We start from the raw sequence: 19,011 nt of genomic DNA on the forward strand, positions 1-19,011 counted from the left end.
CGGCTCAGCCTTATTTAATCAGGATACAACCATGAACATCACTTTACGCCACGAAACGCCGGCCGACGTCGACGCCATCGCCACCCTGACCGCCGCCGCGTTCCTGCATGCCGAACACAGCAGCCACACCGAGCAGTTTATCGTCAACGCGCTGCGTGCGGCAGGCGCTCTCACCCTGTCGCTGGTCGCTGAGCACAATGGCACACCGATCGGGCACGCGTCCGTCTCGCCGGTCACACTCAGCAACGGCACCGCCGGTTGGTACGGGCTGGCGCCGGTGTCGGTGCTGCCGGCCAGTCAGAACCGGGGGATCGGCAGCCGGCTGATCCGCCAGCTATTGGCCGAGCTGCAGGAACGGCACGCCGCAGGCTGCGTGGTGCTGGGCGATCCGAACTATTACGGCCGTTTCGGCTTCCAGGCGCAGACCGCGCTGACCCTGCCGGACGTGCCGCAAGACTACTTCCGCGCCATCGCCTTCCAGGGCGCGCTGCCGTGTGCGGAAGTCGCCTTCCACAACGCGTTTAACGCCGAATCCTAACCCTGTTGCCGGCGCCGTCATGGCGCCGGTTTTCAGTTCTGTTCGCCATAACGCAAGACGGTCATCCCTTCCTCTTCCGCCGGGGGAACAAAGTACTGTGCCAGGCGCTCAAACTCCGCTTCGCTCAGTGTAAACGGGTGCTCACCGCGCGCGTTTCTCAGCGTTATCCGGCTCAGGCACTGCGCATGGCTGACGTCGAGAAAATGCAGGCAGTGCGCGACGCCGGCCTCCTCCGCCAACGCTTTGGCCCAGCGCCGCCTGTCCGGCGTATTCATCGGGAAATCGAGCGCCACGGACCAGCCGCCGCGCAGCAGCTGAACGAGGTGCCCGCCCAGCGCCCGCCGTAACCGTTCGGAACAGCGCGCATAGTCTTGCAGGCTGGCCATCTCCTGTTCATACAGCGTCGCCAGCCACGCATCTTCGACCAGCAACAGCGTTTGCGGTTGCTGCGCCAAACGCTGCGCCAGCGTCGATTTGCCTGCACCGGCCTTGCCGCACATCAGGTGTAAAACTGCAGGGTAGGTTTTCATGCCGTTCTCCGGTCGTTGCCGGAAGGGGATAAAAAAACCCGCCTTGCCGGCGGGTTTTTTATTGGCGACACACGCGCTATCCCACCACACGAAGCATGGTGATAATAATTTGCGCGAATGGGCGATAGGATCTTTTCATAACTAAGGAATATGACAACCGTGCGCCGTTGTCAATTCGCCGTCATCAATCCCTGTTCTCGCACAAACTCGGTGAATAAACTCACTTTCTGCTGCACATGCCGGCGCGTCGGGTAAACCGCGAAGACCTGATGCGCTTCGGCAATCTGTTCAGGGAACAGCCGCACCAGCCTGCCGGCGGCGATTTCGGGATCCGCCACGAACGACGGCAGCGAACCGATGCCCAGTCCCGCCACCAGCATGTCCCGCAGCATCAGGCTGTTGTTGGCGATCAACCGGGGAGTGAACGTCACGCTCAGGCTCTCCTCGCCAGCGGTGAACTGCCACTGCCCCGGCCTTTCCGCCAGGGAATAGGCCAGACAGCTGTGCCGCGGCAAGTCATTCGGCGTTTGCGGCACGCCGTGCTGTGCCAAATAGTCGGGCGCGGCGCAAATTCGCTGGTGCACTTCACCCAGTGCCCGGGCGCTGAGGGAAGAATCCGGCAGCCGTCGGCGAATGCGCAAGGAAATATCGAAACCGGCCGCCACCACGTCCAATACCCTGTCGTCCAGCGTCAGTTCCACCTGCAGCTGCGGGTAGCGTTGCATAAACGGCGGCAGCAGCGGCGACAGCACCGTCAGGCCGAACGAGAGCGGTGCATTGACCCGCAGCGTGCCGGAGACCTGCTGCGCGCTGGCGGCAACCGTCTGCTCCAGCGCGTCGAACTCGCCAAGCAACCGGCAGGCTTCCTGGTAATAGAGCTGCCCGGCTTCGGTCAGGCTCATGCTGCGGGTGGTGCGCACCAGCAACAGCGTACCCAACCGGTTCTCCAACTGCTTAATCTGCTTGCTCAACGCCGCCGGCGTGATCGCCAGATCCTCCGCCGCCTTATAAAAACTGTTGCGCTCAACCACGCGGCGAAAGGCGCGCATCGTCAGTAACACGTCCACATTATGTCCTATTGGTTAATTATAAATTCAATAAAACACAGATTATTAACCTCAACAACCTCAGTAGACTTTATTCAACCGCTTCCCTGAGTGGGAAGTGAATTTAATCTACTGATAATCATGGAGTTAATAATGAAAAAGACCCTGTTCGCCCTGATGCTCGGCCTGAGCGCCGCCGCCGCCCCCGTCGCCGCGTTGGCGCAATCCCCCGCCGCCGACAGCCGCCATGCGGGTTATGTGCAGCCGCTGACGGCCGAGAACAGTCTGCTGCTGCTGGTCGATCTGCAGGACATGTTCGGCATGACCATTTCCTCTATCGACCAAACCAACCTGGTCAATAACGCCGCCGGCATCGCCAAGGCCGCCAAGGTGTTCAACGTGCCGACCATTCTGGCCTCGGCCAACGCCAAAAGCTTCGCCGGGCCGGTATTCCAGCCGGTGACGCAGGCACGCCCGGACCTGCAGGTGTACGATCGCACCGCCATCAACGTCTGGCAGGATCGGCGCGTGGTGGATCTGATCAAACAATCCGGCCGCAAGAAAATCATCATCGGCGGGCTGTGGACCGCCAGCTGCGTGATGCTGCCGGCGCTGTCCGCCCTGGGCGAGGGATATGAGGTTTATATTCTGTCGGACGTCACCGGCGACATTACGCCAGACAGCCAAAACAACGCCATGCAGCGCCTGATACAGGCGGGCGCCACGCCCATCAACTGGGTGGCGTTGATGCTGGAATGGCAGCAGGACTGGAGCCGCAAAGCCACGGCGGGAGGCGTATTGCAGATCGCCCGCGACCACGGCGCTGCCTGGGGGATGGGCGCCAGCTACGCCGGGGCGATGAAGGTGGGCAGCGAAGCGAAATAACGGACGAAGAAAGCCCGCCGCCGGCGGGCTTTCTTCAGGTGCGGTGATAGCCACGGCTATCCTGCGGCGCCTGATCGCGTCTCTCCAACCCGTAGTCCCGCACCACCTCCGCCACCCGCAGCCGATACTGCGCCAGCACCTCGCCACGGCCGCGCGCCTGCGCCGCCCGGTGCTGCTCGAGATTGCGCCACTGCTGCACCGCTGCCTCGTCGCGCCAGAAGGAGAGCGACAGCAGGCGCGCAGGATCGGCCAGGCTTTGAAAGCGCTCGATGGAAATGAATCCATCGATCTGCGCCAGCAGCGGCTTCAGCTCCGCCGCCAGCGCCAGATAGGTATCACGCTGCCCGTCGGCGGCCTGCAGTTCAAAAATCACGGCGATCATTATCGTTTCCTCTCAACGGTAAAACTCAGGTACGCGTGCATTGTAGGAATGGCGCCACCGCACCGATTCCAACGCCCGCTCATCAATATTCAGCGAACACAGATGCGCCACGCCGCAGCGCGCGATAATCCTCGCCCAGCGTTCGCCCGGGCAGCGGTGTGCCCCTGCGCCGAAGGCCAGTTCGCCGTCGGTGCCGAGCAACAGCAAGACGGTCTGCCCCACGCGCAGCGTACAACCGGCAAGCTGCGTCTCGCGTAAGACGAAACGGCGCGTGTTTTGGATAGGTGGCGTCAGCGCCCGCACCCGATCCAGCGCGGTGTCCACTTCGCCGTTCTGCCGTGCCAGCAAATACGCCTGCCCGAGCCAGCCCGCCGTCGCCTCACAGGCCTGAAACAGCAGGCCGAGCGCATTGGCCGACTCAAGCCGGGCGTCGCCGATCTCCCGCACCAGGGCCTGGCGCAGCACGCCATTCCCCGTCGCCAGCCGGGCACAGAGCCGCTGCGTCGCCGCAATACCGCGTGCCAGCTGCTGCGGCGTGCCGCCGGGCGCGATACAGCGGACAAAGTCCAGGCTGTCGTCGATAAGATGTTGCCACTGCGCTTCGGGCACGCCCAACAATGCGCCGAGGGTGCAGACCGGCAACCCGTAGTTAAAGCGGGTGATCGCCGCCGCCTCGGGGGCCTTTGGCGCTAACCGCGCCGCACAGTGTGCCGCAGTTTGCTGAATCAGAGTATCGTCGCAGGAAGCTAACGCCCGCTGCAGCGCCGCCTTAAGCGTGCGATGCTCCTCGCCGTCGCGCATTCGCGCCAGCCCGGCGAACAGCGGCGCCATCGGCGTCTCCAGCAAGGCCGTCGGCACCGGCTCATCGGCCGGCCGCACGCCGAGATCGGCATTGAGCAGCGCTTCCCTCACCCACTGCGGCGTAGCGGCCACCCAACATTGCCATGCGCTATCCCAGCTCAGGGGCGGCAAGGCGCGATAGTGCATCTGCGGCTCGGCGGCGAGCGCGGCGGCATAAGGACATACGGACATGGTTTTCTCCCTCGGTACCAGATGGCGATAACCACAGGCTAGCGCTGGACGCGCAGTCATACTTCGCCTAATCTCGAAGTATGCATAACATCGACATAGAAGATCGTTTAGCGGCGTTGAGCGCCGCCATCGCCGACCGCACCCGGGCACGCATGCTGTGCCTGTTGATGGATGGGCGCGCCTACACCGCCACCGAGCTCAGCGCGGCGGTCGAGGTCGCCCCGTCCACCGCCAGCGCGCATCTGGCGAAACTGCTGGAGCAGCGGCTGATCGCCTGCGTCAAACAGGGGCGCTACCGCTATTTTCGGCTGGCCGGCCAGCCGGTAGCCGAAGCGCTGGAAGGCCTGATGGCGCTGGCGGGCGTACCGCGCCCGTCGGTGAAAAGCAGTACGCCCACCACGCTACAATATGCCCGCACCTGCTACGACCACATGGCGGGCGAGGTGGCGGTGAAGCTGCACGATCGGCTGCATGCGCTGAACTGGCTGAGCGGTGAGGAAGACTACCGGTTAAGCGACGTCGGTCAGGCCGCGCTGGCGCGGCTGGGCGTCGATTGCTCCCCCGCCCCCACCCGCCGCCGCTTCGCCTGCGGCTGCCTGGACTGGAGCGAACGCCGCTCTCACCTCGGTGGCGCACTGGGCGCCGCGCTGTTAGCCGCCTTTATTCAACGCGGCTGGATCGTCCGCCAGCTCGACAGCCGCGAGCTGCAGCTGACCCCCGCCGGTAAAAAAGCGCTGGCCGCACATTTTGAGCTCACGGTGTAACCCGGCGGCGGGGTAGTTTTACTGCAATACTCAAGGGGTACGCTTAAGCGACCCCGCCAACCCGAGGAGTTTCCATGCTCGATTCCACCCAATTCCCGATCGTCAAACGCTGGCCGGCTCAGCACCTGGAACGGTTGCAGCTCTATTCCCTGCCGACGCCGAACGGCGTCAAAGTATCCATCATGTTGGAAGAGATCGGCCTGCCTTATGAAGCGCACCTGATCGACATCGGCAACAACGAAACCTGGACGCCGGAATTTCTGGCGCTGAACCCGAACGGCAAGATCCCGGCGATCATCGATCCCGATGGCCCCGGCGGCCGGCCGCTGCCGCTGTTCGAATCCGGCGCCATTCTGCTCTACCTGGCGGAAAAGAGCGGCCGTTTCCTGCCGCAGGATCCGGCGCAGCGTTATGAAACCATTCAGTGGGTGTTCTTCCAGATGGCCGCCGTCGGCCCGATGTTCGGCCAGCTCGGTTTCTTCCACAAATTCGCCGGGCGCGAGTATGAAGACAAACGGCCGCTGGAGCGCTACAAGAACGAATCGAAACGCCTGCTTGGCGTACTGGAAACGCGCCTTGAAGGCCGCGACTGGATCATGGGCGCGGACTACACCATCGCCGATATCTCGCTGCTGGGCTGGGTGCGTAACCTGATCGGCTTTTATGAGGCGCGCGAGCTGGTGGAGTTCGACAGTTTCCCGCGCGTCGCGCAGTGGCTGGAGCGCGGTCTGGCGCGGCCGGCGGTGCAGCGTGGGCTGGCTATTCCGGCGCGCGCGGCCTGACGCCAAACGGGGTGGCCGCCGGGCCATCCCGTCTTTCGCTGTCATAAAATTGTCATCCCTCTGCTCTACTCTCCTTACGTAACAATTTGATGTTATTTACATTGTTGTATTACGACAAGGAGCTTACCCCATGCAACCTGCTGTATCCCTGATCGCCGGCGCCGTGCTGTCCGCCCTGCTCTGTTCCTCCGCCATCGCGGCGGAAACCTCGGCCAATGTCGATGGCCTGACCGAGCGCGCCGCGCGCGGCACCCTCACCGAGCCGGGCGGCGCCCGTCGTCTGGCCGGCGATCAGACCGCCGCGCTGAAGGCGTCGCTGTCGGACAAAACGGTGAAAAACGTGATCCTGCTGATCGGCGACGGCATGGGGGATTCCGAGATCACCGCCGCGCGTAACTACGCCGAAGGCGCAGGCGGTTACTTCAAGGGCATCGACGCTCTGCCGCTGACCGGGCAATACACCCACTACTCGCTGGACAAGAAAACCCACAAACCGGATTACGTAACCGACTCCGCCGCCTCCGCCACCGCCTGGGCCACCGGGGTGAAAACCTATAACGGCGCGCTCGGCGTGGACGTGAACGGCAAAGACCAGCCAACGCTGCTGGAGATCGCCAAAGCGGCCGGCAAGGCCACCGGCAACGTCTCCACCGCCGAACTGCAGGACGCTACGCCGGCGGCGCTGGTGTCGCACGTCACCTCGCGCAAATGCTACGGCCCGGAGGAAACCAGCGAGAAATGCGCTGCTAACGCGCTGGAAAACGGCGGCCGCGGCTCCATCACCGAGCAGTTGCTGAAAACCCGCGCCGACGTCACGCTGGGCGGCGGCGCGAAATCCTTCAACCAACTGGCGAAAAGCGGCGAATGGCAAGGAAAATCGCTGAAGGACCAGGCGGCAGCGCAGGGTTACCAGTGGGTGAGCAATGCGGATGAACTGCAGGCCGTTACCCTGGCCAATCAGCAAAAACCGCTGCTGGGCCTGTTCGCCGACGGCAACATGCCGGTGCGCTGGCTGGGGCCGAAAGCCAGCTATCACGGCAACCTCGACAAGCCGGCGGTAACCTGCGAAAACAACCCGGCGCGCACCGCGGCCACGCCAACGCTGGCGGCGATGACCGAAAAAGCGATCGCGCTGCTGAAAGACAACCCGAACGGTTTCTTCCTGCAGGTAGAGGGCGCGTCGATCGATAAGCAGGATCACGCCGCCAACCCGTGCGGGCAGATTGGTGAAACCGTCGATCTGGACGAAGCGGTGCAAAAAGCGCTGGCCTTCGCCCGCGCCGACGGCAATACGCTGGTGATCGTCACCGCCGACCACGCGCACTCCAGCCAGATCGTCGCCGCCGACGCCAAAGCGCCGGGCCTGACCCAGACACTGACCACCAAAGACGGCGCGCCGATGACCCTCAGCTACGGCAACTCGGAAGAAGAATCGCAGGGGCACACCGGCACCCAGCTGCGCGTCGCGGCCTATGGCCCGCACGCCGCCAATGTGGTGGGGTTGACCGATCAGACCGATCTGTTCTTCACCATGCGCGATGCGATGGGCATCAAGTAACCGCCTTGTGAATCCTGGCCGCCCGCAACGGCGGCCATTTATTATTGGTTACCGATGCGTATTTGCAATTTAACCGCAATTATTGTGTGATAACGAAATAACGTTTAATTGCGCGACAATTAACCCCTGAAAATAACGCGGTTATACGGCCTTTCTCCCCTCTCTGTTTATTCCTGCGACAGCAACCGGCCGTTTTTTGCTTATATTCATTTTTTTTAGTTACAAAAGTAGTTTTTAACATTCTCGCAAACAATAATACCCCGCCAGTAACGTGAACCGATCAATTTGCATCCGGACGGCCTGCAATAGTTCACTTTTCGTTAAAAACCCTATTAACAAAAAGGCATTATCGCTGCCTATCGGCTCACGCCGGGCGGTCGGCTTCATTATTTTCCAGGGTAACTCCCGCTAAATTCTTTCACCTGCAATGAGTAGAATTTACACACAAGAGATTTAATTCAATGAGAAAATTACTCGTCCTGATTTTCAGTCTCAGCCTGTTTAGCGTTACGCAGCAGGCAGCGGCTGAAGAGAAGAATAAAACCGTCGACGTGGTGTTGATCGGCGGCGGCATCATGAGCGCGACCTTGGGTACCTATCTGCATGAGCTGGAGCCGACCTGGACCATCGACATGTACGAGCGCATGAACGGCGTGGCGGAAGAGAGCTCCAACGGCTGGAACAACGCCGGTACCGGCCACTCCGCCTTTAGCGAAATGAACTACACGCCGGAAAAAGCCGATGGCACCATCGACATCAGCAAGGCGGTGAAGGTCAACGAGTCTTTCGAAATCTCCCGCCAGTTCTGGTCTTATCAGGTGAAGAACGATGTCCTGAAAGATCCGAAATCCTTCATTAACAGCGTGCCACACATGAGCTTTGTGTGGGGTGACGACAACGTCAACTTCCTGCGTAAACGCTACGCGGCGCTGCAGCACAGCACCCTGTTCCGCGGCATGGAATACTCCGAAGATCCTGCGCAAATCAAACAGTGGGCGCCACTGGTGATGAACGGCCGCGATCCGGCGCAGAAAATCGCCGCGACCCGCATGCCGCTGGGTACCGACGTTAACTTCGGCGTGATCACCCACCAGCTGGTTGACGCGCTGAGCACCAGCGACAAGTTCAAGCTGAACCTGAGCCACGAAGTGCGCGACATCAAGCGCAACGCCGACCAGACCTGGAGCGTGACCGTTGCCGATCTGAACCGCGACGGTAAAGAAACCACCGTTAACGCCAAGTTCGTGTTCATCGGTGCCGGCGGCGCGTCCCTGACCCTGCTGCAGAAATCCGGCATCCCAGAAGCCGACGGCTACGGCGGCTTCCCGGTCGGCGGCCAGTTCCTGGTCACCACCAACCCGGCGATCGCCAACCAGCACCTGGCCAAAGTGTATGGCCTGGCCAGCGTAGGTTCGCCGCCGATGTCCGTGCCACACCTGGATACCCGCATGCTGGACGGCAAGCGCGTGCTGCTGTTCGGGCCGTTCGCCACCTTCTCCAGCAAGTTCCTGAAGAACGGTTCGCTGTTCGATCTGATGCACTCGCTGAGCACCTCGAACCTGATGCCGATGACCCACGTTGGTCTGGATAACTTCGATCTGGTGAAATACCTGGTCGGCCAGCTGATGATGAACGACGACGATCGCTTCGCCGCGCTGAAAGAGTACTTCCCGGACGCCAAGCAGGAAGACTGGAAGCTGTGGACCGCAGGCCAGCGCGTACAGATCATCAAGAAAGACGCAGATAAAGGCGGCGTGCTGCAGTTCGGCACCGAAGTCGTCAGCTCTGAAGACGGCAGCATCGCCGCTCTGCTGGGCGCTTCGCCGGGCGCTTCCACCGCTGCGCCAATCATGCTGCACCTGATGGAAACCGTGTTCAAAGACAAAGTGGCGACGCCGGAATGGCAGAGCAAGCTGAAAGAGATCATCCCGTCCTACGGCCACAAGCTGAACGGCGATATCGAGATGACCAACAAGATCCGCGGCTACACCAGCAGCGTACTGGGTCTGAACTACATTGAAGTGAAGCCGGAAACTAACTGATTTTCCACTCGTTTCCTGCTGAAAAGGCCGCTTTATGCGGCCTTTCTTTTATCCCCCTGCCGTTCAAAGAGCATTTTTGGCCACCTTTTTACCCCCGGTTTACCCTTGCGTAACGGCGCACTCACGCCTATTATCAAAGCATATTCTTGGATAATTAAGCTAAGTCACTGTGACCTGAATGTCGTTTTTGCGGGAGAACTAAAACCATGGATCGCGTCAATATCATTCACGATTTACTAGACTGGATTGAAACTCATCTGGACCAGCCGCTGCTGCTGGATAACGTCGCCGCCAAATCGGGCTACTCCAAATGGCACCTGCAGCGCATGTTCCGCAGCACCACCGGCCACGCGCTCGGCAGCTATATCCGCGAGCGGCGTCTTTCGCAGGCGGCGCAGGCGCTGCGTTCCAGCCCACGCCCGATCCTGGATATCGCCCTGCAATACCATTTCGACTCTCAGCCTTCGTTCTCACGCGCCTTCAAGAAACAGTTTGGCAAAACCCCGGCAGTCTATCGCCGCACCACCCGCTGGGACGTCGCGGAATGGCCGGCGCAGCCGGTAGAGGCGGAGGCCGAACCGCGCCACGATGCCCCTACGCTGCCTCGTTGGTATGCGGGCAAGCCGCCGGAAGGCGTCTGCACCAGCTGGATGGGGCTGCGTTAATCGGCACGGCATAAGGCACAAAAAAAGGGTCAGTTCGCGCGAACTGACCCTTTTTTTATTGAAGCGACACCGGATTATTTGAAGGTGACGTCGACGTTGGCAGTGGCATTGAACACCCCGGTCTTCGGCGTATTGGTCAACCACTTCAGGTTCGCGATAAAGGTCTCTTTCACTTCGTTCTGCTTATCCTGCAGCACGCCGCCGAAATCCACGTTGGTTTGCAGTGGGATCGGTTTTTTACTGGTGTCGCGCTGCTGCGTCAGGAAGATCGCCACGCCCGGTTGGGTGGTTGGCAGGATCTGCGTGTTGTCTGACGGATCGGCGTTGGTGCTGCTGAAACTGGCCTGCAGAGATTGGCCGGCACATTCGCCGCCGCTCAAGGTAGCCTTGATATCGAACGGCACCTGCTTGGCGATAGTGCCGGTTTTGGCGCTGGAGCTGGTTAGCACGCCGAAATCGACGCTGGCACCGTTGTTAGCCAATACGGTGATCTGCGGGTTGCACTGGATCACGCGGATCTTGTCCAACCCTTTGATATAGGCGTTAAAGTTGCTGTCTTTGGTGGCGTTCAGCCCCAACTCACCATCGATCTGGAACAGCGACGCGCGCGCCAATGGCGGGAAGTTACCCGCCGGCGGTTTCACCCCGGTGGCTTTGATATACACCGAATAGGTGGCAGTCACCGCCTGAGGATCGGCTTTTCTTCTGTTACTACCCGGTTTGGTACCCGGCCCCAAATCAGGGCCCGTCGGCCGGTTGGAGCTTTGCTTCAGGTTAATCGCGTCATAATCACGCCCGTTGATCGATACCCCAATCTCCAGCGACTTATCCAGTGCACCGAACGAGTTCTGCGGGTTCCAATAGATGTAAGCGTTCTCTCCGCGCGGGTAGTTATCCGTATCCCAGCAGGTAAAGGTGGAGGTAAAGTTCTGCGAACGCCAAATCAGGTTGCCTTTGACGAAGTCGCTGGCGGCCAGCACGATCGGGCGGCCGACGTCGATATCCTGCGTTACGCTGCCAACCGGGTTTTTTGAACCCGTCGAGTTGCCGAAGCGGCACTGCATCGCCGCCGCCTGTTGCGCCATCGCCAACCCCGCCAGCCCCACCACCGACAGAAGTGTGTTACGTGCTAATTTGCTCAAGTTCATGGTGTACCTTACAGTTTTTGGCATTGCAGGGTCAGTTCCTGATATCCCATGGCCGCTTGTTTGTCGCCCACATCCGCCGGAATCGGCAGTACGCATTGCTGGTCGGCTTTCGGCCCCCATTTGATCGTCAGTTTCTCACCCGCTTTCACGCCGGAAACATAGGTTGCGCCTTCCAGGCCCACGGTACCGCTGTTGCGGCCGGACTCGTTGAACACGCCGGCGCCGATGGCCGGATAACCGTTGTCACCCAGACGAGCATGAATCAGCAGGCTGACGCCCTTGAAGGTATCGAAGCTCACCTTCACCACCGATTTCTCGGTCGGCACCACTTGTTTACTGGCCACCGGCACATCCAGGCCTGGGCCGAAGTCTTCGGTGCGCAGCGCCACATAGTTGTAGCGGTACGGGTTGGCCGACGGCACCACCGCATAACCGAAGCGATCGATGGTCACGCCCGGCTGGTTTTCCAGACGCACGCCTTTGGCATCTTTCGCTTCCACCAGCAAGATGGTGTTCTGCAACGGCTGAGTCAGGGTCGCGCCGCCGGAGTGCACCAGCAGACCACCGGAGAGGCCCAGTCCTTCCTGGCGGTATTTCGAACTGTAGGCATAGCTACCGTCGATGTTACCGATGCTGCTGCTGTAGCCCAGGTTCAGGTTGCTGCTCTGACCGGAGGACTGCGTATGCCCGGTGGAAACCGAGTAGTTCATGCGACGGTCGTCCAGCATGGTGCCGCTGATGCCGGTCGAGTAGCTGTCGCCGCTCTGTTTGCTGTGCGCCGCGCTGAAGTTGGCGGTGGTCGAGTTGTTGCTCTGGCCCCAATCCAACGGGATCGACATCGTGAAGTTCACGCTGCGATCGGAATAACCGTACTGGCCGCGCGTATCCTGCAGATAAACACCGTAGGAAATGCGCTTGAAGCCGTCGTTGTAACCCAGTTGAATCGTGCGGTCGTTGCCGGACACGCCCCAGTAATTCTGGTGGCTCACGTTGGCGTACAGGCTGGCACCCGCCCACAGCTGCTGGCTGAGCGACAGCTCGACGCGTTCACGCTTGTTGCCGTAACGCGCAGTGTATCGGGTACGTTTCTGGTTGTTGCTCCAGGAAGGCTGGCCCGGCTGCAGATCGTTCGGATCCCAGTAATCATTGGCATAAATGCCGTTGCGCCAGCTGTTGCGCTCCTGGACCGCATCGCTGAGATCATAGTAACCGGAAGTCGCATAGCGATAGCCCGCCAACTGGAAGTTGGTGCCCATCTGGTTAAGCGACTTGGAGTACAGGAAACGGAAGCTCTGCCCCTGCTTGCGATCGCCGTTCGCCAGCTCGGTATCGGAGATCGAACCGTCCACGGAGATGGCCCCCCATGACCCCAGGCTCTTACCGATACCCACGGCAGCGGAACGGTAGTGCTCCGCGATGATGGCGCCGCCGAACGGCGTCAGGCCATAGTTCATGCCGTATGCCGCGGTGCCCTGAATCAGTTTCGGCTGATAGCCGCCGTTACCGTTGTGGTATTTACCGGCGGTCAGCTGGAAGTTCCAAATGCCTTCGCGCAGCATGTTGGCCACGGAAGAGTAGGCGACGCTGAACGTTTTGTGCGAACCGTCGGCCTCGTTCACGGTGACCTGCAGGTCACCGTTATTGGTATGCGGATAGACGTCGTGGATCTCAAAAGGACCCGGCGCGACGTTGGTGCTGTAGATGACGTAACCGTTCTGGCGAATTTCGACGCGGGCGTTGGTCGCCGCCACGCCGCGCACCACCGGCGCATAACCGCGCAGGCTGTCCGGTAGCATGTCGTCAACGCTGGAGAGTTGCACCCCACGGAACTGGAAGCTGTTGAACACGCTGTTGTTGGTGCTCGCCTGGCCCATCACCAAACGGCTGCGCCATGGCACGATATCGGTTTCGGCCCAGGAAGAGACGTTGGTCCAGTTGCTGCTGCTGCCACTCTGCTTATCCCAGGTGGAGTTGTTGCGCAGGCGCCATCTGCCCAGGTTGAGGCCGCTGTTCAGCGCGAGGAACATGTACTCGCTGTCGTCGGCGTCATCTCGGCGATAGCTGTTCTTGTTGTAGTTGAAGTTATAGTTGGCGAACAGCGCGTTGATGCCTTCATCGTACATGCTTGGCGGGATCGCCCCGATCGCGCTCAGATCCATCATGGTCTGCGGCACGGAAATGTTGATCTGCTGCACCGCTGCGTCATAGCTGACGGTGGCGTCTTTAATCAACTCAGACACATCAACACAGCTGCCGGCCTGCAGCGTTTCCGGCAGTTTGATGCCGTAGTTGCGTAGGTCTTCAACTTTCAGGCAGGGTTGAGACGCGGTCTGGCCTTTAACCTGACGAAAAGTAACATCCTTATGATCGACCTGAGTCAGGTTGACATAGATGTCGAATGGGTAAACGCCCGGTTGCAAAGCATCGCCCTGAGCGACCGCTTCCGCGTTGCTCAGGTTTTCATCGCCGTGAATAAACGACATGTTAAACTCTGCCAGCGCCGCTTCACTCCATAACATCGGCGCACTGGCGGCAATGATTGCAATTCGGATCAGCTGTGTCAGCCGCGTCGTTCCGCCTGCTACTTTTCGTTGATTTGCCATTCCCTGTCTCTCTTATTGTACTGGAACGTCCTTGACTTCCGTTCTACCGCCAAAATCGTTGATATAACTGAAAGCAATCTTGTTGCCGACGCTGACGCCCGCCGGGATGTTGATCGATAAGCGATCTTTCGGGCTCACCATGTTGGCGTCCACATCCACGGTCTTGCCCGCGCTGTTTTTCAAATGCAGCGCCCCAAAGGTGATATGCAGCGGGCCATCGTTAATCACTTGCAGACGTGAACCTTCACGCTGCCAACGCAAATTTTGTACTTGCTCGTCCAGCGTCGTTTTCAACGCCACCGGCCGGTAAAAAAGTTTGATTCGGGTACGCACCGCAACCTGCAGCACGTTTTCCTGCTTCGGCGCCGGTGGAATTTCCTGCACGTTAATCCACAACAGGGTTTCTTTATCCTGAGGTAAGCCATTACCGGAATAGATAAAGCGCAGAACGGCAGTTTTAGCAGCGTCCAATTTCAGAATCGGTGGAACGACAACGACAGGCAGATTTTTCGGCACTTGGTTTCTGTCACCAGTGTCCAGCCAGGTCTGCACCATATAAGCTTCTGAAGCATCGTTATGAATCGGCAGAGAGGCGGATTTGTCATCGCCTTTATAGATCACGCGAGTGGCATCTACCTGGATACCGGCGTAGCTGTTAAAGGCGCCCAGCATCAGCAGAGCAGCAAAGAACTTTTTCATCGGTTTCCTCTACGGGCCATCCTTGGCCGTGTGTGTCCTGAAAGACGATTATTTGTATTCGATAGTGAACGGGCTGGTAGCGTTAGCCAGACCTGCAGTTACGTTGCTATCGAATGAACGGTAACGAGCCTGCAGGTTGAAGGTCGCTTTACCGTCAGCAGCGATGGTGACTTTCGCTACGTCGTCGTTGATGTTGGAACCGTCGCCGATAGCGAATGGCTTGCCGTTGTTATCGGTGATTTCGATACCCACGCCGGTAGCTGCAGCGCCGGTGCCGCCCACGTTGCTTACGGACAGCAGGTCTGGGTTGCCAGCAACGGTGTTACCGTCGAAGCGCAGGCTGTAATCGCCGGCATCACATTTTTCCAGAGAGATCTGGAAAGCTTTAGAAGCGGATTTAGAACCCACGGTTGGGAAAGCAGAAGTTGGGTAAGTACCCAGGTAAACTTCTTTATTCTGAGTATCGCTAGTTACCTGGCAGGTAGACTGTTTGATTTCACCGGTGAATTTAACAGTGCCGTTTGCTGCCATTGCGTTGGAAGCAGTTGCAGACAATACCAGGGCAGCCAAAGGCAATAATACTTTTTTCATTTCCAGCTCCATAGAACAATAAAATAATCGATTCAGTGGCGGGCTTATATATATATTGCCGCCACTGAGCATACACTCAGCGATAGCACTCCCTTGCTGAAAAGGAGCGTTGCCTCGATGAACTCATTGCCGGACGAAATATAGACTAAGCATATTCTTAATGTTAAATCGTTTAAAACATTCATAAGGCCCCTCTTGATAGGAATAAACTATCGGCGGATACCTATCGATCGATGTTGACGATTCATATGAATAGGAATAATCTGTGTTTGGGAAAGCTGCAGAGTTCAAGATTTTGCATTAAGGCCTGAAAATCAGAATATTATCCCGAATATTTACATTTAGTAACAGATTGCGACGTTTGGACTTTGGCACGAATTACGCGTTAAATGGTCTGTCGACACGCTTCGGCCATCCTGACGTTTTAAATAAGAAATTTACCAATAAACTCGGAGTAACTTTCTTTTTAATCATTTAAAATCAACAAGTTAAATATCAATCCAAGGATTGGGAAATGAGCGGTTCTTTCAGAGAGAAAAATAACGGCATTAATTATGTTTTTCAGCCAATGTTCGCGAAATCGGGACAATTGCTGGCCGTTGAATGTCTGTCTCGCTTTACGTTTAATAGCGAATATGCCCATTTTTCTCCTGAGCAGTTCTTTCGCCACGCCGACAGTGCCACTCGGATTGAGATTTTGATGGATCAGATCAATCTGATCGATAAATACAAACACTGGTTTCATGAAAACCAAGTGATAGCCACTTTGAATGTTGACGATTATTCCCTGCAATCGCTGGCGAATACTCACTTTGCCGAAAGAATTAACGCTATGCGCTGTATTCATTTCGAGATCAGCGAGAATTCAACCCGGCTGGTGAAAGATCGCGTGCACGGCGATCCGTCATTGAATAGTTATTCATTTTGGCTCGATGATTTTGGTTCTGGCTATGCGGGTTTTTCCGCGTTGTACAACAGCCAGTTCCGCTTCGTTAAGCTCGACCGTTTTCTGCTTTGGGACTTCATGAAAAAGTCCGGCGGCGAGGGCTTGATGCGCGCGTTACTGCGCTTCTTTTACCTTAATCATTACAAGGTAATTATCGAAGGAGTTGAAACTCCCGAACACAAGAAATGGCTGGATGAAATGCCATATTACGCACTGCAGGGAAAGCTGTGGAAGGAATCCAGCATCAAGGATTTGAACTCGCTTCTTACAGCTGAATACTTTTAACTCGGTATTGGTGTTTGCCCTATGTCTAAAAACAACGTTCTTGTGATTAGTGAGTGTAAGTACAGCTATGTTGGCCTGTCGGTGCTGCTGAAGAAACACTACGGCGCGTACGATATCCGCCTGTTTTCCGATTTCATGCACGGCGGCGCCAAAGCAGAGAAGATCACCAAGCACGATATCGCGCTGATTTTCACCTCGCAAAACCTGGAACAGAGCGTCAACGTGATCGAAAGCCTGGTGTCCCTGCACCAGCAGTACAACAGCAAAACGCGCCTGTTGGTGTTCTATGACGACGAGCGCGTGGTGAAACTGCTGTCGATCCTGGGGATTTCCGTCGAGTTGGTCTCCACCCGCATTCCGCTTTATTCGCTGCAGGAAAAAATCCAGCGGCTGCTGGAAAGCAAAGAACCGGGCGGCATCAGAGTGCAGAAAACCCGCGAGCTCAGCCCGGCGGAAAGCGACGTGATCTTCAATCTGCTGCGCGGCGACAGCCTGCTGCACATTGCGGAAAAGCGCGGTACGCACCCAAAAACCATCTTCTCGCAGAAATACAGCGCGATGAAAAAGCTGCGGCTGCGCAGCATGAGCACCATCTTCGTCGCCGGCAAATAACCGGCCCTGGCTTGTTGCGCGGTACGCCGCGCGGCAACCGGCCCTCCCCCGCCAAGTTAAATTAATGTAACAACCGGCGACAAAGCAGCAACAGACACACAACATCCTCTCCTGTTGGCTACGATTTGCACACGGATTATCCGTGAGTCATGTCGTGTGGATTAAAATAAACATCAGGAGATGTTATGAAGTCGTCCTTATTCAGCCGCTACACCTGCTTTGTGCTGAGCATCTTGCTCACCCTGGTTTTCTTAATCATGATGCGCAACCATCCGTGGTTCTGGCTGCCGGCCCTGGCCTGCGGTGGCTTGATGGTGCTGGGTATCTACGATCTCACGCAACAGCGCCACGCCATCTGCCGCAACTACCCGATCATCGGCCGCCTGCGCTTCTTCTTCGAATTCATCCGTCCGGAACTGCGCCAGTATTTCCTCGAGCAGGATAATGAAGAGATCCCGTTTTCGCGCACCCAGCGCACGCTGGTGTATCGCCGGGCGAAAAACGAGATGGGCGACAAGCCGTTTGGCACCCTGCTGGACGTCTATCAAACCGGCTATGAGTGCATCGGCCACTCCATGCGGCCGGTGGAAGCCGCCGACCCGACCAGTTTCCGCATCACCATCGGCGGCGCCGACTGCCGCCAGCCCTACTCCGCGTCGATCTTCAACATTTCGGCCATGAGCTTCGGCGCGCTCTCCGCCAATGCCATCCGCGCGCTCAACCTGGGTGCAGCCAAGGGCAATTTCTACCACGACACCGGCGAGGGCAGCATCAGCCGCTATCACCGGGAAAACAACGGCGATCTGGTGTGGGAGCTGGGCAGCGGCTATTTCGGCTGCCGCACCACCGACGGCCATTTCGATCCGCGGCGCTTTGCCGAACAGGCGCAAAGCCCGCAGGTGAAAATGATTGAAATCAAGCTCAGCCAGGGCGCCAAACCCGGCCACGGCGGCATTCTGCCGGCGAAGAAGGTGGATGCGGAAATCGCCGCCACCCGCGGCGTGCCGGAAGGGGTCGATTGCATTTCGCCGGCCTCGCACAGCGCCTTCACCACTCCGCTGGAAATGATGCATTTCATCCAGCAGCTGCGCGAGCTGTCAGGTGGCAAGCCGGTCGGTTTCAAGTTGTGCATCGGCCATCCGTGGGAGTTTGTCGCCATCGTCAAGGCGATGCTGCACACCCGCATCCTGCCGGATTTTATCGTGGTGGACGGCAAGGAAGGCGGCACCGGCGCCGCGCCGCTCGAGCTTTCCAACTATATGGGCATGCCGCTGCGCGAAGGGCTGCTGTTCGTGCATAACACGCTGGTAGGCTGCGGCCTGCGTGACCAGATCAAGGTAGGCGCCAGCGGCAAGATCATCAGCGCCTTCGACATCGCCAGCGTGCTGGTGCTCGGCGCCGACTGGGTGAACTCGGCGCGCGGCTTTATGTTCGCCGTCGGCTGCATCCAGTCGCAAAGCTGCCACACCAACCACTGCCCGACCGGCGTGGCGACGCAAGATCCGCTGCGGCAAAAGGCGCTGGTGGTGCCGAACAAGGCGGAACGCGTCTACCACTTCCATCAAAATACGGTGAAAGCGCTGGCGGACATGCTGGCGGCGGCCGGCGTCAGCCGCCCGGAGCAGCTGACCTCGCACCATATGCTGCGCCGCATCACGCCGACCGAGATCAAGGTGTACGCCGATATCTATTACTACCTGGAGCCGGGCGCGCTGCTGCAGCCGGAGATCAAAAGCGAGTTCTATGCCCGCATGTGGCGTATGGCGACGCCCACCAGTTTCGATCAGGCGATCTCGCTGCCGGCGGCATGATGGGATAAGGAATAAAAGGGAGTTGCCCCCTCGCCTTGGGGAAGAGCATATGGAGAGGGGTTGCTTGCTACGGCGGCCCTCCCCCTCAACGG

The 19,011-nt window shown here is 58.5% G+C and carries 18 protein-coding genes; 10 read left to right on the plus strand and 8 right to left on the minus strand.

The features are described 5' to 3' along the window. Nucleotides 1–31 precede the first annotated feature (31 nt). Nucleotides 32–538 carry a GNAT family N-acetyltransferase gene (locus WCL58_RS05075; protein WP_225528997.1) on the plus strand — a complete coding sequence of 169 codons (507 nt, stop codon included), beginning with the start codon at nucleotides 32–34 and terminating at the stop codon, nucleotides 536–538. Between the two features lie 32 nt (nucleotides 539–570). Here WCL58_RS05075 and WCL58_RS05080 read toward each other — a convergent pair whose 3' ends face one another. Both WCL58_RS05080 and WCL58_RS05085 read right to left on the minus strand, forming a co-directional pair. Further along, nucleotides 571–1,068 carry an AAA family ATPase gene (locus WCL58_RS05080; RefSeq protein ID WP_060440377.1) on the minus strand — a complete coding sequence of 166 codons (498 nt, stop codon included), beginning with the start codon at nucleotides 1,066–1,068 and terminating at the stop codon, nucleotides 571–573. Nucleotides 1,069–1,238: 170 nt separating this feature from the next. Continuing rightward, nucleotides 1,239–2,135 (minus strand): LysR family transcriptional regulator, encoded by an 897-nt coding sequence (locus tag WCL58_RS05085; protein WP_060440378.1) that lies wholly within the window; start codon nucleotides 2,133–2,135, stop codon nucleotides 1,239–1,241. A gap of 132 nt (nucleotides 2,136–2,267) precedes the next feature. Between WCL58_RS05085 and WCL58_RS05090 the strand changes: the two genes are divergently transcribed. Then, nucleotides 2,268–2,999 carry an isochorismatase family protein gene (locus WCL58_RS05090; RefSeq protein ID WP_336850660.1) on the plus strand — a complete coding sequence of 244 codons (732 nt, stop codon included), beginning with the start codon at nucleotides 2,268–2,270 and terminating at the stop codon, nucleotides 2,997–2,999. A gap of 34 nt (nucleotides 3,000–3,033) precedes the next feature. Here WCL58_RS05090 and WCL58_RS05095 read toward each other — a convergent pair whose 3' ends face one another. Then, nucleotides 3,034–3,381 (minus strand): antibiotic biosynthesis monooxygenase family protein, encoded by a 348-nt coding sequence (locus WCL58_RS05095; RefSeq protein ID WP_060440380.1) that lies wholly within the window; start codon nucleotides 3,379–3,381, stop codon nucleotides 3,034–3,036. Nucleotides 3,382–3,393: 12 nt separating this feature from the next. Next, nucleotides 3,394–4,413 (minus strand): cytochrome P450, encoded by a 1,020-nt coding sequence (locus WCL58_RS05100; RefSeq protein ID WP_336850661.1) that lies wholly within the window; start codon nucleotides 4,411–4,413, stop codon nucleotides 3,394–3,396. A gap of 80 nt (nucleotides 4,414–4,493) precedes the next feature. On the opposite strand from WCL58_RS05100, the gene WCL58_RS05105 reads away from it, so the two are divergent. The 5 genes from WCL58_RS05105 (at nucleotide 4,494) to WCL58_RS05125 (ending at nucleotide 10,224) form a co-directional block, all read left to right on the plus strand. After that, entirely contained in the window at nucleotides 4,494–5,177 is a 684-nt protein-coding gene (locus tag WCL58_RS05105) for an ArsR/SmtB family transcription factor (RefSeq protein WP_100396883.1), read from the plus strand. A 74-nt stretch (nucleotides 5,178–5,251) separates the two neighbouring features. Continuing rightward, a complete protein-coding gene (locus tag WCL58_RS05110; protein ID WP_336850663.1) occupies nucleotides 5,252–5,959 on the plus strand; it encodes a glutathione S-transferase N-terminal domain-containing protein in 708 nt (235 codons plus the stop codon). 130 nt (nucleotides 5,960–6,089) lie between these two features. Next, entirely contained in the window at nucleotides 6,090–7,517 is a 1,428-nt protein-coding gene (gene phoA, locus WCL58_RS05115; protein ID WP_060429775.1) for an alkaline phosphatase, read from the plus strand. Between the two features lie 461 nt (nucleotides 7,518–7,978). Then, complete coding sequence (locus WCL58_RS05120; RefSeq protein WP_060421338.1) at nucleotides 7,979–9,559, plus strand: malate:quinone oxidoreductase; 1,581 nt, start codon at nucleotides 7,979–7,981, stop codon at nucleotides 9,557–9,559. Between the two features lie 206 nt (nucleotides 9,560–9,765). After that, nucleotides 9,766–10,224, plus strand: a complete 459-nt coding sequence (locus WCL58_RS05125; RefSeq protein ID WP_019454454.1) for a helix-turn-helix domain-containing protein — start codon at nucleotides 9,766–9,768, stop codon at nucleotides 10,222–10,224. A 74-nt stretch (nucleotides 10,225–10,298) separates the two neighbouring features. Here the strand turns inward: WCL58_RS05125 and WCL58_RS05130 are convergent, their stop codons facing one another. From WCL58_RS05130 to WCL58_RS05145, 4 genes are read right to left on the minus strand one after another with little or no spacing between them, the layout of a single operon-like run. Then, entirely contained in the window at nucleotides 10,299–11,366 is a 1,068-nt protein-coding gene (locus tag WCL58_RS05130; RefSeq protein ID WP_204275812.1) for a fimbrial protein, read from the minus strand. A 14-nt stretch (nucleotides 11,367–11,380) separates the two neighbouring features. After that, nucleotides 11,381–13,975, minus strand: a complete 2,595-nt coding sequence (locus WCL58_RS05135; RefSeq protein WP_084826566.1) for a fimbria/pilus outer membrane usher protein — start codon at nucleotides 13,973–13,975, stop codon at nucleotides 11,381–11,383. A 12-nt stretch (nucleotides 13,976–13,987) separates the two neighbouring features. Continuing rightward, nucleotides 13,988–14,674, minus strand: coding sequence for a fimbrial biogenesis chaperone (locus WCL58_RS05140; protein ID WP_084826567.1), 687 nt, complete (start codon nucleotides 14,672–14,674; stop codon nucleotides 13,988–13,990). Between the two features lie 48 nt (nucleotides 14,675–14,722). Continuing rightward, nucleotides 14,723–15,265, minus strand: coding sequence for a fimbrial protein (locus WCL58_RS05145; protein WP_033647475.1), 543 nt, complete (start codon nucleotides 15,263–15,265; stop codon nucleotides 14,723–14,725). Nucleotides 15,266–15,779: 514 nt separating this feature from the next. On the opposite strand from WCL58_RS05145, the gene WCL58_RS05150 reads away from it, so the two are divergent. The 3 genes from WCL58_RS05150 to WCL58_RS05160 all read left to right on the plus strand — a co-directional run bounded on the left by WCL58_RS05150 (nucleotide 15,780) and on the right by WCL58_RS05160 (nucleotide 18,919). Further along, a complete protein-coding gene (locus tag WCL58_RS05150) occupies nucleotides 15,780–16,496 on the plus strand; it encodes an EAL domain-containing protein (protein ID WP_033637688.1) in 717 nt (238 codons plus the stop codon). Between the two features lie 21 nt (nucleotides 16,497–16,517). After that, the gene (locus tag WCL58_RS05155) at nucleotides 16,518–17,108 is read left to right on the plus strand and encodes a LuxR family transcriptional regulator (protein ID WP_004939094.1); all 591 of its coding nucleotides are present in this window, start codon (nucleotides 16,518–16,520) and stop codon (nucleotides 17,106–17,108) included. Nucleotides 17,109–17,293: 185 nt separating this feature from the next. Next, entirely contained in the window at nucleotides 17,294–18,919 is a 1,626-nt protein-coding gene (locus tag WCL58_RS05160) for an FMN-binding glutamate synthase family protein (protein WP_336850666.1), read from the plus strand. Nucleotides 18,920–19,011: the final 92 nt, after the last annotated feature.

The organism is Serratia sp. TMDUHS_CL, from assembly GCF_037137105.1.
Lineage (GTDB): Bacteria > Pseudomonadota > Gammaproteobacteria > Enterobacterales > Enterobacteriaceae > Serratia > Serratia nevei.

Coding starts and splice junctions, on each gene's coding strand:
- phoA (WP_060429775.1), top strand. CDS start 6,090: ATGCAACCTGCTGTATCCCTGATCGCCGGCGCCGTGCTGTCCGCCCTG.
- WCL58_RS05155 (WP_004939094.1), top strand. CDS start 16,518: ATGTCTAAAAACAACGTTCTTGTGATTAGTGAGTGTAAGTACAGCTAT.
- WCL58_RS05090 (WP_336850660.1), top strand. CDS start 2,268: ATGAAAAAGACCCTGTTCGCCCTGATGCTCGGCCTGAGCGCCGCCGCC.
- WCL58_RS05100 (WP_336850661.1), bottom strand. CDS start 4,413: ATGTCCGTATGTCCTTATGCCGCCGCGCTCGCCGCCGAGCCGCAGATG.
- WCL58_RS05125 (WP_019454454.1), top strand. CDS start 9,766: ATGGATCGCGTCAATATCATTCACGATTTACTAGACTGGATTGAAACT.
- WCL58_RS05120 (WP_060421338.1), top strand. CDS start 7,979: ATGAGAAAATTACTCGTCCTGATTTTCAGTCTCAGCCTGTTTAGCGTT.
- WCL58_RS05105 (WP_100396883.1), top strand. CDS start 4,494: ATGCATAACATCGACATAGAAGATCGTTTAGCGGCGTTGAGCGCCGCC.
- WCL58_RS05075 (WP_225528997.1), top strand. CDS start 32: ATGAACATCACTTTACGCCACGAAACGCCGGCCGACGTCGACGCCATC.
- WCL58_RS05140 (WP_084826567.1), bottom strand. CDS start 14,674: ATGAAAAAGTTCTTTGCTGCTCTGCTGATGCTGGGCGCCTTTAACAGC.
- WCL58_RS05095 (WP_060440380.1), bottom strand. CDS start 3,381: ATGATCGCCGTGATTTTTGAACTGCAGGCCGCCGACGGGCAGCGTGAT.
- WCL58_RS05150 (WP_033637688.1), top strand. CDS start 15,780: ATGAGCGGTTCTTTCAGAGAGAAAAATAACGGCATTAATTATGTTTTT.
- WCL58_RS05110 (WP_336850663.1), top strand. CDS start 5,252: ATGCTCGATTCCACCCAATTCCCGATCGTCAAACGCTGGCCGGCTCAG.
- WCL58_RS05135 (WP_084826566.1), bottom strand. CDS start 13,975: ATGGCAAATCAACGAAAAGTAGCAGGCGGAACGACGCGGCTGACACAG.
- WCL58_RS05145 (WP_033647475.1), bottom strand. CDS start 15,265: ATGAAAAAAGTATTATTGCCTTTGGCTGCCCTGGTATTGTCTGCAACT.
- WCL58_RS05160 (WP_336850666.1), top strand. CDS start 17,294: ATGAAGTCGTCCTTATTCAGCCGCTACACCTGCTTTGTGCTGAGCATC.
- WCL58_RS05080 (WP_060440377.1), bottom strand. CDS start 1,068: ATGAAAACCTACCCTGCAGTTTTACACCTGATGTGCGGCAAGGCCGGT.